The organism is Kutzneria sp. 744 (assembly GCF_000568255.1).
Classification (GTDB): Bacteria; Actinomycetota; Actinomycetes; order Mycobacteriales; family Pseudonocardiaceae; genus Kutzneria.
The window spans coordinates 10,736,296-10,749,644 of the sequence record NZ_KK037166.1; the positions used below are offsets into that span (position 1 = coordinate 10,736,296).

The 13,349-nt window shown below is 69.3% G+C and carries 14 protein-coding genes and 1 pseudogene; 10 read left to right on the top strand and 5 right to left on the bottom strand.

Going from position 1 to position 13,349, the window contains the following annotated elements:
- The 3 genes from KUTG_RS48635 to KUTG_RS54975 form a co-directional block, all read left to right on the top strand.
- Window positions 1–1,191: AAA family ATPase (locus tag KUTG_RS48635; protein WP_157495729.1), on the top strand; the 1,191-nt coding region annotated here is incomplete at its 5' end.
- 378 nt (window positions 1,192–1,569) lie between these two features.
- The gene (locus tag KUTG_RS48640) at window positions 1,570–2,079 is read left to right on the top strand and encodes a hypothetical protein (RefSeq protein ID WP_043726763.1); all 510 of its coding nucleotides are present in this window, start codon (window positions 1,570–1,572) and stop codon (window positions 2,077–2,079) included.
- Entirely contained in the window at window positions 2,080–2,706 is a 627-nt protein-coding gene (locus tag KUTG_RS54975; protein WP_052396335.1) for a PucR family transcriptional regulator, read from the top strand. It abuts the gene before it with no gap.
- Between the two features lie 124 nt (window positions 2,707–2,830).
- On the opposite strand, the gene KUTG_RS54980 is transcribed toward KUTG_RS54975, so the two are convergent.
- Window positions 2,831–3,937, bottom strand: a complete 1,107-nt coding sequence (locus KUTG_RS54980) for a PucR family transcriptional regulator (RefSeq protein ID WP_052396336.1) — start codon at window positions 3,935–3,937, stop codon at window positions 2,831–2,833.
- A 701-nt stretch (window positions 3,938–4,638) separates the two neighbouring features.
- Here KUTG_RS54980 and KUTG_RS48655 point away from each other — a divergent pair.
- The 3 genes from KUTG_RS48655 (at window position 4,639) to KUTG_RS48665 (ending at window position 7,313) form a co-directional block, all read left to right on the top strand.
- On the top strand, window positions 4,639–5,874 hold the full coding sequence (locus KUTG_RS48655) for an ISAs1 family transposase (protein WP_052396337.1): 1,236 nt from the start codon (window positions 4,639–4,641) through the stop codon (window positions 5,872–5,874).
- Window positions 5,875–6,007: 133 nt separating this feature from the next.
- Complete coding sequence (locus KUTG_RS48660; protein ID WP_198047624.1) at window positions 6,008–6,397, top strand: hypothetical protein; 390 nt, start codon at window positions 6,008–6,010, stop codon at window positions 6,395–6,397.
- Window positions 6,398–6,764: 367 nt separating this feature from the next.
- Window positions 6,765–7,313, top strand: a complete 549-nt coding sequence (locus tag KUTG_RS48665) for a GTP-binding protein (RefSeq protein ID WP_052396338.1) — start codon at window positions 6,765–6,767, stop codon at window positions 7,311–7,313.
- A gap of 102 nt (window positions 7,314–7,415) precedes the next feature.
- Here KUTG_RS48665 and KUTG_RS48670 read toward each other — a convergent pair whose 3' ends face one another.
- Both KUTG_RS48670 and KUTG_RS48675 read right to left on the bottom strand, forming a co-directional pair.
- Complete coding sequence (locus KUTG_RS48670; RefSeq protein ID WP_232241355.1) at window positions 7,416–8,243, bottom strand: glycoside hydrolase family 16 protein; 828 nt, start codon at window positions 8,241–8,243, stop codon at window positions 7,416–7,418.
- A gap of 125 nt (window positions 8,244–8,368) precedes the next feature.
- Entirely contained in the window at window positions 8,369–9,040 is a 672-nt protein-coding gene (locus KUTG_RS48675) for a GTP-binding protein (RefSeq protein ID WP_157495345.1), read from the bottom strand.
- A 234-nt stretch (window positions 9,041–9,274) separates the two neighbouring features.
- Between KUTG_RS48675 and KUTG_RS60060 the strand changes: the two genes are divergently transcribed.
- The 3 genes from KUTG_RS60060 (at window position 9,275) to KUTG_RS48680 (ending at window position 10,463) form a co-directional block, all read left to right on the top strand.
- On the top strand, window positions 9,275–9,448 hold the full coding sequence (locus KUTG_RS60060; protein WP_157495346.1) for a hypothetical protein: 174 nt from the start codon (window positions 9,275–9,277) through the stop codon (window positions 9,446–9,448).
- Window positions 9,449–9,855: 407 nt separating this feature from the next.
- On the top strand, window positions 9,856–10,029 hold the full coding sequence (locus tag KUTG_RS60065) for a hypothetical protein (RefSeq protein WP_157495347.1): 174 nt from the start codon (window positions 9,856–9,858) through the stop codon (window positions 10,027–10,029).
- Between the two features lie 236 nt (window positions 10,030–10,265).
- Window positions 10,266–10,463 carry a hypothetical protein gene (locus KUTG_RS48680; protein ID WP_043726772.1) on the top strand — a complete coding sequence of 66 codons (198 nt, stop codon included), beginning with the start codon at window positions 10,266–10,268 and terminating at the stop codon, window positions 10,461–10,463.
- A gap of 256 nt (window positions 10,464–10,719) precedes the next feature.
- Here the strand turns inward: KUTG_RS48680 and KUTG_RS48685 are convergent, their stop codons facing one another.
- On the bottom strand, window positions 10,720–11,727 hold the full coding sequence (locus KUTG_RS48685; protein WP_043724064.1) for a DDE-type integrase/transposase/recombinase: 1,008 nt from the start codon (window positions 11,725–11,727) through the stop codon (window positions 10,720–10,722).
- A gap of 353 nt (window positions 11,728–12,080) precedes the next feature.
- Here KUTG_RS48685 and KUTG_RS48690 point away from each other — a divergent pair, with 353 nt between their 5' ends.
- Complete coding sequence (locus KUTG_RS48690; RefSeq protein WP_043719977.1) at window positions 12,081–12,905, top strand: transposase family protein; 825 nt, start codon at window positions 12,081–12,083, stop codon at window positions 12,903–12,905.
- A gap of 32 nt (window positions 12,906–12,937) precedes the next feature.
- On the opposite strand, the pseudogene KUTG_RS48695 reads toward KUTG_RS48690, so the two are convergent.
- A pseudogene (locus KUTG_RS48695) lies at window positions 12,938–13,090 on the bottom strand (IS3 family transposase); the annotation flags it as partial.
- Between the last annotated feature and the right edge of the window lie 259 nt (window positions 13,091–13,349).

Here is a 13,349-nt window from a genome sequence, read left to right on the forward strand (position 1 = left end):
GAGGTCGGCGGCGACGGCCTGCACCTGGCCGCCGGCGCCGAGGCCGTCGTGACCCGATGCCGGGTGCGCGAGAGCAAGGCCAGCGGCTGCCACGTCGGGGCGGGGGCGACCGCGACCCTGGAGCACTCCGAGTTCATGGCCAACGGCGGCGACGGGATCCACGTGCTCAGCGATGACCTGGTGCGGCTCATGGAGTGCGTGGTCCGCGACAACCGGCGGCTCCGGCCTGCGCCAGGGCCGGCCGAGCGCGAACCTGACGGTCGCCGGCTGCGCAGCGAGGGCAACGGGGTGCGCGACGCCTACGGATCGGCCGCCGCCGCGTCCGTGACCGCTCAGGCGCCGGCGCCCGCCGCGCCGGCGCAGTCGACGGCGCGGACGCCGAGCGACCCGTTGAGCGAGCTGAACTCGCTGGTCGGCCTGGACGGGGTCAAGCGGGAGGTCAGCTCGCTGGTCAACCTGAACCTGATGGCCAAACGCCGGCAGGAGGCGGGCCTGTCGGCCCCGCCGATGGCCCGCCACCTCGTCTTCGCCGGGGCCCCGGGCACCGGCAAGACCACCGTCGCCCGGCTGTACGGCGCGGTCCTGGCCGACCTGGGCGTGCTGCGCTCGGGCCATCTGGTCGAGGTGGCCAGGGCGGACCTCGTCGCGCAGATCATCGGCGGCACCGCGATCAAGACCACGGAGGTGTTCACCACCGCCCTTGGCGGGGTGCTGTTCGTCGACGAGGCGTACACACTCAGCGCCGGGCAGGGCGGCACCGGGCCCGACTTCGGCCGCGAGGCGATCGACACCCTGCTCAAGCTGATGGAGGACCACCGCGAGGACGTGGTGGTGATCGCCGCGGGGTACTCCGCGCAGATGCGCGAGTTCCTGGGCGCCAACCCCGGCCTGGAGTCACGGTTCAGCCGGACGATCGAGTTCGCGAACTACTCGCCCGACGAACTGGTGACGATCGTCCGCCAGCACTGCAAGCGGCACGACTATCGCGTCGAGGACGCCGCCTCGGAGCTGTTGCGGGACTACTTCGAACGGATTCCGAAGGACGGCACGTTCGGAAACGGACGCACCGCGCGCAAGGTGTTCGAGGTGATGGCCGACCGGCAGGCGTCGCGGCTGGCGCTGTCGGGCTCGATGGCCACGGCCGAGCTCACCCTGCTGACCGCCGAGGACTTCGACGAGGCCATGATCTGATCCGCGCGGGTTCCGCGCCGCCGACCGGGCGAGCGCGGCGCGCCGCCGGTCGGTGCGGCAGTCCCCGCGGATCGTCGTCGCATCCGCGCCGGCCGGTCGGCGGCGCATATCTGCCGCCGGCCGCCGTAACGGGGTGGCTCGGCGAGCGCCGATCCCATTTCTCCTGCCGCGAAGAGATGTGTGACTGCTGAGGGGTTTCCCGCTCGCACTTCCGCTCTCGTCCGATCTCGCCCGTCTGACCTGGTGTTTTTCTACAATGATGAGCAGGTGAACTCGCGGCGCCGGCAATTCACGTACGGATTCGTGCATATTTCGCTCGGTTAACGAGGTGTTGTGTCTCGCCGCGCGCATTGTGTTTCGACATGAACGGGGCCCAGCATGACGGTGCTAGACGACCGGCCCGGCCAGGTGTGGCCGAGGGCGGCGACTATCGGGGACGAGCTGACGGCGCTCGCCGACCGGCTGAGCCTGGACGTGTTGACCGCCGCGGCCCGTCCCGCGGCCCGGGCGCTCTACGGGGAGGTGGCCGCGGTGTACGGGCAGATCCTGGCCGGCGCGCCCGGCGTCACGCCGGGCCAGCGCGCCCGGGTGAGGGCAGCCGCGCGGACCCTCGCAGCTGCGGGCGGCTGCGCCGACGAGGCCGCCGACCATCTCGGCCGGATCGCCGCTCACACCGTGGACGGCGTCGTCGCCAGGCGGTGCCCGGAGACGCTGCCGATCCTGGTGACCGCGGGAAACCTGGTGTTGCGGGATCTGCTCGCCGCGACGGGCGAGGCCGGCGCGCACCAGGGCACACGGCCCAGGCGCGAGCTGGTGCGCCGGTTGGTCCTCGGTGGCGAGGTGCCGGCAAAACAACGGAGCACGAGCTGGCCGCCAAAAACGACATAAATGGTGCTGAGACCGGCCGACGACGCGCCCCAGCAGCGGATGGCCGGGCTGCTGGAGGAATACGAACGCACGGGCATTTCGGTCGCCTGCTGGACGGGGACGGGTCCTGCTCGTCCCGGGTCGCTGGACTACCCGGCCGAGCGGGCGGCCGAGCGGTGTGCGGCCGGTCTGGGCGTCGCCGTCAGGTGTGCGACGGCGCACCGGTCCCGGGAGCGGATCGCGTCCGGGTACGAGGAGGCGACCGACGTGCTGACGCTGGCATCCGCCGCCGGCCGCCGCCCCGGCGTGTTCCGCCTGAACGACTTCCTGATCGAGTACGCCGTGCTGCGCCAGTCCGCCGTGGTCGACAGCCTGTTGGCGATCGTCAAGCCGTTGCTGGCCAACGACATGCTGCGCCGGACGCTGGCCGCGCTGATCGAGTCGGACTTCAACCGCAACCTCGCCGCCCAGGCGCTGTTCATCCACCGGTCTACTTTGGACTACCGGATCAGGCGGATCGAGGAGGTCACGGGGCACAACCCGATGAGCGGCAGGGGAGCGCAGGTGCTCAGTGCGGCGATGACGGCGAGCACGGTCGCGGAGGTGATCCGCCGGCGCGGCATGGGAATCCCCATGCCCACGCCGTGACGGTCAGGGAGCCCGGGCACGACGGTGTCGCCGCGGTCCGCGCGCTGGTCGGGCCGTTGCCGCTGAGACCGTCGATCTCCGCGGCACGGCTACCGGCCCGCCGGCCGTCCTCTCCGGTCCGGGCTCAGCCGCCGAAGCCGTCCAGCCGCAGCGGGGGCAGTGGCATGGTCGCCGCCTCGTGCGCGGTGATCGCGGCTCCGAGGACCTGGAGGCCCCGCACCGAAGTCGGGTCGTGCCCGGTCAGTTGTTCGATCCTGCGCAACCGGTAGTCCAGCGTGCTGCGGTGGATGATCAGGTCCGCGGCCGCCCTCGACCGGTTGCCGTCCGCGGCCAGCAACTGCCGCAGGGTGGCGACCAGCGCCGGGTTCCGCGTGACGGGTTCGATCTTCGACACCAGCAGGCCGGCCACCGACGGCTGGGTCAGGACCGCGTACTCCACCAGGACGTCGCCCAGTAGATAGCAGCCCGGGGGCCGTCTGGCCGCGAGCGCCGAGACCACCACGTGCATCGCCTCGCCGCGCCCGGCCGGCACCTGACGGACCTTCTGCCGGGAGACCCCGGCCCAGCTCGCCTCGGGCAGCAGGGCATGGATGCGCTTGCACCGCTTCAGCCAGGCGCCGTCGTCCTCGGCGGGCACGAGCGCGTATCCGCCCTGCTCACAGACGATCGAGAGGACGTCCGCACCGAACTCGCGGACCGGGACGGGTTTGGTCCGGGCCGGGTTCACGGTGCGGAACACCATCACCGCGTAGGCACCGGCGAACCGGCCGTCGTCCGACCCCACCTGCCCGCGCAGCAGCGCCACCGCGTCCGCGCGGTGCGTCGGACGCTGCCGGGGCGAGGTGTGGGGAACCTCCTGGTAGCCGCGCAGCAGCTCGCGCATGAACCTGTTGTTGCACTCGGCGAGCGCCCTGAGCCGGTCAGGGGGGACGCCGGGCACGCCGGCCCCGGCCGCGACGGCCTCCTCACAGACCCGGCCCAACAGTTCGAGCAACTCGTCCAGTGGCCAGCCCTCGAGGGCCCAACTGTGGCCCATGGTGCGGACCGCGGCGATCTCCCGCGCGTCCCATTCATCGCGCTCGGTGTTCCCGGCCATCAACTGGATTGCCACCTTCACCATCTCGGTGGCTTTCCTCCGGCGGGCCGGGGAAACGCGGTCGACCGTGCCGAGAACGCGGTCCCAGATATCGGCGCTGAGGCAGTTCATCGGCACGCTTTCGGGCGCGGACATCAATCGTGGATCCCTCTCGCGTGAAATGCGCGCACTCATGGCGTTGGATTTGTACGTCGGCGCTCCTTGTGCACAGTGTAAGCGTCGCATAGCCGCGGGTCACAGGCGATGTGCCGCTCATCTCGGCACGTTCGGTGAGTTACGGATTGCAATCCGAGAAATGCTGAACCGCGGGTCCGGCTTCCTTCGCGTCTTGCGGCTCGGCCGGCGTTGCCGACGGCAACCCGCGCCGGGCTCGCGAGGCGGTAGCCCTGGAAACCTGCGCCTGCCGGGCCATGTCACGGCAAGAGGGCGTCGGTACCTCCTGAGCAGAGGTGACGCTACCGGCCCGGCGGGTATCCGGCGCGGCGTGCCGGCGGAGGAGCCCGAGGATTCCGCACAACGCGGAACTTTCCACTCCGTCGAGGACAGGAGAACAAGGGCCGACCTGGGCGACGTGAGTAGGCGTGCCGGGCGATGGCGCCGCGCCCGACTCGTCGGCAGTGTTCGCCGTCGCATTCGGCGCGGGCGATTCTCGCGGCACGCTTCCCGGTGGGGGCATGCGGTATCACCCAGGGGAATTTCAAAGTTTGTGATCTTGGCGTGAAGTCCGGCCGGGGCGCTGTCGACATGTGACACCGAGACAAGGTGATGGCCTCTCACCTGCGAAGATGCGGGTTCTCACACCAAGCACGTCGCAGAACAAGAGGCCACCGTTGTCAGTGTCGCATGCCCTGGATTCGCGCTGTTCGACGACCGGCCACCCCGACGCGGGTGTCGCCGGTGTCCGGGCGCTGGCCGACATGCTCGACGGGATAGCCGACCCGCGCAAACTGCGGGGAATCCGCCACCAGATCAGCGCCGTGCTGACCGTGATGGTCCTCGCAGTGCTGGCCGGCGCCCGCAACTTCCGGGAAATCGCCGACCGCAGCGCGGAACTGCCCTCGGACCTGTTGACCCTGGCGGGATGCCGTGTCCATCCAAGAACCGGTGAACACGTGGTCCCCAGCGCCGCCACGATCCGCCGCGTCGCGCACGGCATCGACGCAGACGCCACCGACCACCAGGTCAGCGCCTGGCTGCGGGCCGAAGCCCTGGCCCGCACGACCGCCCGAGACGCGGCCGGCGTGCTGGCCGACACACTGGTCGCGGTCGCGATGGACGGAAAGACCATCCGCAACACCATCGAACCCGGCGGCCCGGAAGGCAACGAGATCAAGCTGTTCTCCGCGCTGACCCACGCCGAGGCCATCGTGATCGCCCAGCACCGGATTCCCGCCGGCACCAACGAAATCACCCAGGTCCCAGCATTGCTGGACGGCGTGGATCTGCGCGGTGTGGTGGTGACCGGGGACGCGGCACACGCCTGCCACGGCACCGCCTCGCACATCACGACCGAGCGCGGCGGTCACTACGTGCTCACCGTGAAAGGCAACCACCCCGGCCTGCTCGCCCAGGCCACCGCGGTGTTGCCGCCGGCCGCGCCGGGCAGCGAGCACCACGTCACCGACGACCGTGGCCACGGCCGGGTCGTGCGTCGGGCCATCTGGGTCGCGCCCGCCGACGGGGTCGACTTTCCTGGTGTGGCACAGGTGTTCCGGATCCGCCGAGACACTTTCGACCACCTCGGCCGCCGACTGTCCAAAGAGGTCGTGCACGGCGTCACCAGTCTGACCGCCGAGCGGGCCACCCCCGAACAGATCGCCGGTTTGGTCCGCAATCACTGGCGCATCGAGAACAAGAGCCATTGGGTACGCGATGTCGTCTACCGCGAAGACCACCAGCACGCCTACGCGGGCACCGGAGCCCAGGTGATGGCGACCCTGCGCAACCTGGCGCTGGGCTTGCTACGCCTGGCCGGCGTCACCCAGATCACCCGCACCCTGCAACGCATCACCGCTGATCGGGCCCGGATCCTGCCGATCATCGCGGCCGCTACCAACGCAAACCGACATTGAAATCACCCTGCGGTATCACCCCTTCGGTGTTTTTCGGATTTATTGTCTCGTTCTCCGCATTATCTCAGCCTCGTCCGGTCGGTAAATTTCCTTTTGCAGTCCCTGGGCAAGAGTAGACACAATGATGTGAGGGATGAGGATGAAACTGAAGCACGTCGCACGAAGCGCCATCGCCGGTGCCCTCGTCGTCACGGCCGCGCTCACCAGCGCCTCGACCGCCACGGCGGGGCCGACCAACCACTTCGTCCTGCTCGCCAACAAGTCGGTCGTCCTGTTCGTGTGCGCCACGGCGAGGGACGGGCAGGGCGCCGAGGTCGGTCACTCGTGCCAGACGAGGGCGGCGGGGCAGAAGTTCCTGTTCTGGGTGCCCAACAACGCCACCTCGACACGCTTCACCGCGGCCGACCGCGGCCAGCAGATGATCGGCGTCGACCTGGCCAACAACCGGGACTGGTGCTACCGCGCCCCGGCCAGCGGCAACGGGAACGTCACCGGGCCGCACAGCCCCTGCACGCCGGACTGACCCGGATCGGTCGAGCGGGACCCGTGGGAATCACGGGGACAAGGGGTGGGTCCGTGAGAACACGGACCCACCCCTTCGGCGTGCGCCGCCTCGGCGGCCGGGCTGTGGCAGTAGCTGGTCCGGGCGAAGTCCGAACGGCATCAGCGCGGTCGCGACCGATCCGTCGAGGCGCGGCGGGCGCGCCCAGGAAGCCAGGCAGGGACGGCGGGCCGCGTCGTCAGCGACGTTCCTCCTCGCTGTGCGGATGGACCCCGTGGCCCGCCGAGGTTATGTTCACCCAGGTCCCAGACGTGATCATGACCGTCCGACGTGGACCGACCTGGTATCGCGCGGCGTCGGAACCGCCGCGTCCGCGAAAGGCTCCCTCGTGAAACTCGATGCGCCGAACGCCGAGCCGGCGATGACGTCCGCGACGATCTTGGTCGTCGGCGCGCCCGGCGTGGGCAAGACCGCTTTCCTGCGGTCGGCCTCCCGGATCTCCCCGCCAAGCACGGTCGTTCGACTGGGCGCGACCGCGGACGGACTCAGCGGCGTGGCCTTCGAGTTCAGCCGGATCCAGCTGAGCGGCGACCTCGTGGTGAACCTGCTCTCGGCCGCGAGCGGGCCGGCGCTGTGGGCGACCTGGGATCACTTCGCGCGCGGCGCTATCGGCGTCGTGCTGCTCGCGGACGCCTGCCGGTTGGACACGGTGTCCGCCTCGATCGACTTCCTTGCTCGACGGCACATGCCATATCTCGTCGCAGTCACCCGTCTCGACCAGGACCTTCGGGTCGAGGACGTCCGCGGCGCGCTTGCGCTCAGTTCGTCGGCGCCGGTCGTCCGCTGCGACGCCCGTGATCGTCAGTCGGCCGAGTGGACGCTGGCCGCGCTGGTCGAGCACGGTGGCCCGCATGTGTCCTGCCGGCGGGGCAGTTGACGACCGGCGTCGTCGCGCTCGCGGCCGTGCGGATGTCGACGGGCGCCCACCATCACGACGCCCGTGTCCGGCGCCGACGGGCGGCGCCGGACACGAGGGTTGCTACGTGCGGCTGACCACGACGTTCCGCGCGCGGTACACCGTGGCGCCGCCGGGGCCGGGAGAACCCGAGGACCCCTCCATCTGGAGGTTGATGATGATCCACATCGGCTTGTCGACGAACCCGGTCGCGTGGTGCACGCCCTGCTGCACGCCGTCGAAGTAGTAGTGGATGTCGACGTCGGTGGCGCTCACCTTGGTGAGCACGGCGCGGTAGGTGTGCCAGGAGCCAGGGCTGGACACCGACACCTTGGTCGTCGACACGTCGGAGGAGGTGCGGAAGGTGTTGAACCAGTTGGTGTTCTGGCCCTTGAACTCCAGGATGTCGCTCTCCGGCGGCCAGCCGTTGACGGCGGTGAGCCAGAACGCGGGCCAGGCGCCGCGGACCGCCGGGGCCTGGAACTGGCCGCTGACGTCCCAGCTGGGATGTGCCGCGCTGACGGTGACCTGCTGCTTGGCGTGCACGGCGCCCGAGTGGTAGTTGATGTGCAGGTGCGGCGGAGAGCTGCTGGTGCCCTCGTCCTTGGTGATCTTGTTGGCGGTCAACGTGAGCACGCCGCCGGAGGCGGAGACCTGACCGGCGCTCATGCGGGCGGACCCGTTGTGGTCCGAGCCCCACGGGTAGAGGTAGTCCCAGTTCGCCTGCAACGTCGAGGTGTTGGCGAACGAGCCACTCAGTACGGTCTGCGCGGGCGCGGCGTGGCTGATCGACGGCGGGGAGGCGAGCGTGACCGCGAGTCCTGCCGCGGCGGCGAGCAGGAGACCGCGGCGCGTCGTGCGGAGTTGCATGGAGGACCGCCTTTGCTGGTCGAACACGTTCGTCGGCGTCATGGTGTCCACGAAGTCTTGGCCGGACCCATGAGCCGGTCAAGGAATGCGCCGGACTTCCGAAAAATAATGAGGCGTCATGTCCTCGTCGCGTGTGCCGGCCGAGATCCTTGCCCGGTGCGCTCGGGCTACAACGTGATTCGGCTGGCGAAGGGCGCGCCGTAGTTCGCCGGCGGCACGGGCGATGCGGAACCGAACTGACGCCCCGGGTCGTCGGACCGTGCCGAATCCGTTGGGGGACCGGCGATGTGGCCGGCGCCGATGGTGAGGTCGCGCGGCACTGAAAGGTGTCGGTCTATCGTGTGCTCGATCAGGGCGACCAGTGTCCTGCGCACGGGTGCCTGAACGCGGGGATCGCACGCGAGGACCGGCACCGACAGGTCGACACCGAGAGCCTGGCGAGCCTCGGCGATCCGGGCACACCGCTTCCGGTCGAAACGGTTGACCGCCACGACGTACGGCAGCCCCTGTCCGGCGAGGAAGGCGACGGACCGGCACGCGTCGGCCACCCGGCGGTTGTCGACGAGCAGCACGACGCCGACCGCGCCGGTCCCGAACTGGCCCCACGTCGAGGAAAGAGCGGGTCCGGCCGCCGTGACCAGATGCAGGGCCAGTTCCTCGTCCAGTTGGACGCGAACGAAATCCGTGGCATCGGCGGCGATCGCCGTCCCCGGCAGTGTCGACGGCGCGGCCGCCGCGGCCGACCGCAGAAAAGCGGTCTTACCCGCTCGCGGGCCGCCGACGACCACGATCTTCACCGACATCGTCGTCCGGTCGGTGGCCGGTGGACGGAGATCCACGAGTGTGCCTTTCGGTGCGTGCGGCCACGTGGCCGCGCCGCGGCGGACGAGCGCGGCGACCACGCCGTCGTGCGGACGAGGTTCATGATCGGATCCGGGCCGGCCGGCCGTAACCCGCGCGGGCCTGGGATCCGTCCGAAGTACGCGGAGAACCGGCGCCGGGTCACAACGATGCGGAGCCGATTCCGCGTTCGTCGGGTGTCCGGTGGGCGTGCGCCGAGGCATCGTGGTGGGATGTGGTGGAACGATCGGTTCGACAGTGCCGCCATCGGGGTCGAGATCGGCGCCGACCGCGTCGTCGTCGTCTCGGTCACCGAGGACTTCGAGGTGTTGGACACCACCTGCGCACGGTATTCGTCCGATGTCACGGACGGCCTCGACCGGCGCCCACGCGCTAAATCCTCATGAGGGCTGCTCATGTTACCATAGGTTCAGTATCATTTTCAAGATGCCTCCCAAGATACTGGTACATGGGGTATGGGTTCAAGTACTTCGTGAGAGCATGGGACAGGCGGGATAAATAATCACCATTGGACACCTTTTGCGCAGATAAGTCTTGGCAGACGTAGCTACACCTAAGACAGGAGCCCTAGAAATCACTTGAAAACTGCCGTTAGCCAGGTCAGTCCCGTGCTGACTGTCCCAGGGGGAAGACGAGGGGATTACTGCCACAGGGTTCGATGTTTTGTCGGTGAGTCCTACGGTGAATGTATGACTCTCCTCCGGATCTACGTTCATCTCCCATGACGACATGCTCCGGCGGTCGCACTGGTGCGGGCTCAAAGACTTCGTGGTCCCGGTTCCACGGGCGGCTGGTGGCCGATCTTTCCGGCGCGTCCGCCATGGGCCTGCTCGACCGGGAGTCGATGGACTGGTCGATGGCGGTGCTGCGGCCGCTCGGGCTGTGGCCGCACCAGCTGCCGCCGCTGACCCGCCCCGATCAGAGTTTTTCCGCTCGTCGAGGAGGCCGCCGAACTCGCCGGCCTTGACCGTGGCAGGCCGTCGTGGTCGGCGCGTCCGGCGCCTGCCTGGCGCCGCTCGCCATGGGGCTGCACCGGCCGGACGCGACCATGGCATCCGAGCCGGCTGGGTGTGTTGTGCGCCTTGGGAGATCGCCCCGTTCGGTCGGTCTCGTCCACGATGGGCATCGGCGGCCACTGGCTGCTCGCCCGGTCGCGACGTCGATGACCTCCGGGCGGCCGGTGTCGGCGTCGAGGTGATCAGGGTGGCCGCCGACATGCGGGACTCGCCCGAGGTGGCGATGGACATCGCCACCTCGCAGGGCGTGTCGGTGGAGATCTCCGCCGTCGACGAGCCGCTGGCCGTCGGAGCCGCCGCGTTGGCCTGGTACACGGTGGGAGTGCTGCCTTCCTTCGCGGCCACCGGGCGGCTTTTCCCGCCATACAAGGTGTTTCGTCCGTGACGGTCGGTCTCGGCTCAGACGTGCCGCTTCGAGCCCCAAGCGCTCAACGCCGTGGGCTACCTCTCGGCCCGGCTCGGCCGCCGCGACGAGGGACGGACCCGTGTGAACGAGCGGTCGAACTACAACGTCTCCACCACGACTGGGCCGTGGAGACGTTGGACAGCCTGGGCTCCCGGCTGCACGAGACGATGCTGGACCTGCTCGGCGCGGCCGGGGTGATCCGGTAGTTGTCAAGTCCAATTGAGACTGTTGTGGCCTACGAGGCTGGTTGCGACTGTTGGTGGACGGGCTGGTTGATCCAGGCCACCTCCGGCAGCACGGGCGGGCGGGGCCGGCGGGCGAAGCGCTCAGGGTGCGCGGCGTAGGCCCGGTTGAGCGTGGCCTGCCGCTGGACACGGATCTGCTGCGCGGTCCCGAAGTGGACCGAGGCCGGGGTGTGCATCCCGATTCCGGAATGCCGGTGCTCATGGTTGTAGGCCAGGAAGAAACCCTCGCAGAACGCGCGGGCGTCGGCCAGTGACCCGAACCGGTCGGGAAAGTCCGGCACGTACTTCATCGTCTTGAACTGCGCTTCGGAGTACGGGTTGTCGTTCGAGGTGCGCGGCCGGGAGTGAGACCGCAGGACACCCAGGTCCACCAGGAGTTCGGACACCGGCTTGGACACCATCGCCCCGCCGCGGTCGGCGTGGATCGTGTGTGGCTCGCAGCCGTTACGGCGCACCGCGTCGGCGAGGAAGTCCTTGGCCACGACCGCGTCCTCGGCCGCGGCGACCAGCCAACCGGTGACGTACCGGGAGAAGATGTCCAGGATGACGTAGCACTTGTACCAGATCCCCTTCGCGGGCCCTTTCAGCGCGGTGATGTCCCAGGACCACACCTCGCTGGGGCCGCGGGCGACCAGCTCCGGGCGGACCCGGGGCGGGTGGGTGGCGTGCCGGCGGCGTTCGGACACCTGCCTGGCGGCGCGGGCGATCCGGTACATGGTGGAGATCGAGCAGTGGTAGCGGCCTTCGTCCAGCTCGCGGGCCCAGACCTGGGGGATGGCCAGGTCCCGGTAGGCGGGGCTGGTCAGCAGGGCGAGCACGGCCGCCCGCTCGGCGTCGGCCAAGGCCGCCGGCGGTGGGGTGCGGGGCAGCCATGGGCCGTGCATCGGGCCTGTCGGGCTGGCGCGTCGATAGTGGGTGGCGCGGGGAATGCCGGTCAGCGCGCAGGCTTTCTGCACCGAGGTATGGGCGTCGCGCAGCTCGGTGAACGCGGTCGTCATGATGTCGTCGGCGGCTCGTCGGTGTCCGCACTCTCGGAGAGTTCTTCCAAGAGTGCGTGTGCTTTTCCCATGATGTCCAGCGCGAGTCGGGTCTTGGTGAGGTCGGCTTCCAGTTGTGCGTTGCGGCGGCGGAGTTTGTCCAGCTCGATCTGCTCGGCTGTCTTCTTGGGGCGCCGGGCAGGGGCGGCGGGGTCTGTGGGTCCGGTGGTCAGGGAGGCTTTCCGCGTAACCGTTGGTGACAGTGCGTAGGATGTGCGGCGACACGCCGAACCCGTTGCGGTACAACACAAAACGCAGAACCCCGGTATGAAGGTGGTCCTTCCGAGATCAACTTCATAGAGGTTCTGCGCCCGATGAGTGTGACATACACCGCCACCCTGCCCGTACGCGACCAGACCGTGTTGTACCTGTCCGGCCTGCTGCACGCCGAACGCCTCTGCCGGGGCACTCGCACCGGCACCCGGGCGCTAAGCCCCTTCAACCAGGCAGTTCTCGTCCTGCGCTGGTTCCTGGACGCCACCCGCGTCCGACAACTGGCCACCGACAACCACATCAGCGGGTCCACCGCCTATGACTACCTCGACGAGGGGTTCACGGTCCTGGCGGCTCAAGCGCCAGCGCTCGAATCGGCCCTGCTGGCCGCGAAGATGGCCGGCCACGGCCACATCAGCATCGACGGCACGCTGATCGAGACCGACCGCTGCCGCACCCCCGGACCCACCCCCGGCGTGGACCTGTGGTGGTCGGGAAAACACGCCAACCACGGCGGGAACGTCCAGGTCATCACCGCCCCCGACGGCTGGCCACTGTGGACCTCCGACGTGCGACCGGGCCGAGAGCACGACACCACCGCGCTGCGCGCCCATCCCGAGATCCTGCCCGCCCTGGCCACCTGGACCGGCGCGGAGCGCCCGGTCCTGGGCGACCTGGGCTACGAAGGCGAAGCCGACACCATCACGGTCGCGATCAAGAAACCCCGGGACGGCGAACTCACCGGGGACCAGAAGACCCACAACAAGGCCCACAACGGCAAACGAGCGGTCGGCGAACGAGGAAACTCGCTGCTCAAGACCAGCTTCAAGGCGCTACGCAACATCAGCCTCTGCCCCTGGCGGATCGGCGCGATCGTTGCGGCGGCACTGGTCATCCTTCACGTCGAGCACGGTCGCACAACATGATCACCCACAGCAACGAACAGTTACGCGGAAAGGCTCAGGGCGCCGGCGTCGCGGGCTCGTGTCCATTCGATGACGTGGGAGGAGTACAGGCCTTCCCTGCGGAGGATCGCGCCTTTCTCGCCGTTGGGGGCGTTCTCGTACTCGGTGACGATCGCCAGCTTGTACTCGGGGGTGAACGCCCGCCGTGTGGGTCGCGGTGCGGGGTCGGCCGGCGGGGTCGAGCGGGTGGGCTGGTCGTCAGCGGGGGTGGACACGGGCACAAGGATCTCCGATCCCGCCCTTGGTCAGGAACCCCTCGTGCTCACACGGGGTGTCTCACACGATCCTGGCAAAGAGGGCGATCGACTGGTCGCGGGCGTCGCCGGCTCTGGTGTGGCTCACGGCTGGTGTGGTCGAGGAGTACCGCGGTGGTGACGTGGCTTGGCTGCGCCGTCATGGGCACGA

Excerpts from the sequence above, each read along its gene's own strand:
- KUTG_RS48640 (WP_043726763.1), top strand. The coding sequence starts at position 1,570 with ATGACGGTGCTAGACGACCGGCCCGGCCAGGTGTGGCCGAGGGCGGCG.
- KUTG_RS54975 (WP_052396335.1), top strand. The coding sequence starts at position 2,080 with ATGGTGCTGAGACCGGCCGACGACGCGCCCCAGCAGCGGATGGCCGGG.
- KUTG_RS54980 (WP_052396336.1), bottom strand. The coding sequence starts at position 3,937 with ATGTCCGCGCCCGAAAGCGTGCCGATGAACTGCCTCAGCGCCGATATC.
- KUTG_RS48660 (WP_198047624.1), top strand. The coding sequence starts at position 6,008 with ATGAGGATGAAACTGAAGCACGTCGCACGAAGCGCCATCGCCGGTGCC.
- KUTG_RS48670 (WP_232241355.1), bottom strand. The coding sequence starts at position 8,243 with ATGACGCCGACGAACGTGTTCGACCAGCAAAGGCGGTCCTCCATGCAA.
- KUTG_RS60060 (WP_157495346.1), top strand. The coding sequence starts at position 9,275 with ATGTGGTGGAACGATCGGTTCGACAGTGCCGCCATCGGGGTCGAGATC.
- KUTG_RS48685 (WP_043724064.1), bottom strand. The coding sequence starts at position 11,727 with ATGACGACCGCGTTCACCGAGCTGCGCGACGCCCATACCTCGGTGCAG.
- KUTG_RS48690 (WP_043719977.1), top strand. The coding sequence starts at position 12,081 with ATGAGTGTGACATACACCGCCACCCTGCCCGTACGCGACCAGACCGTG.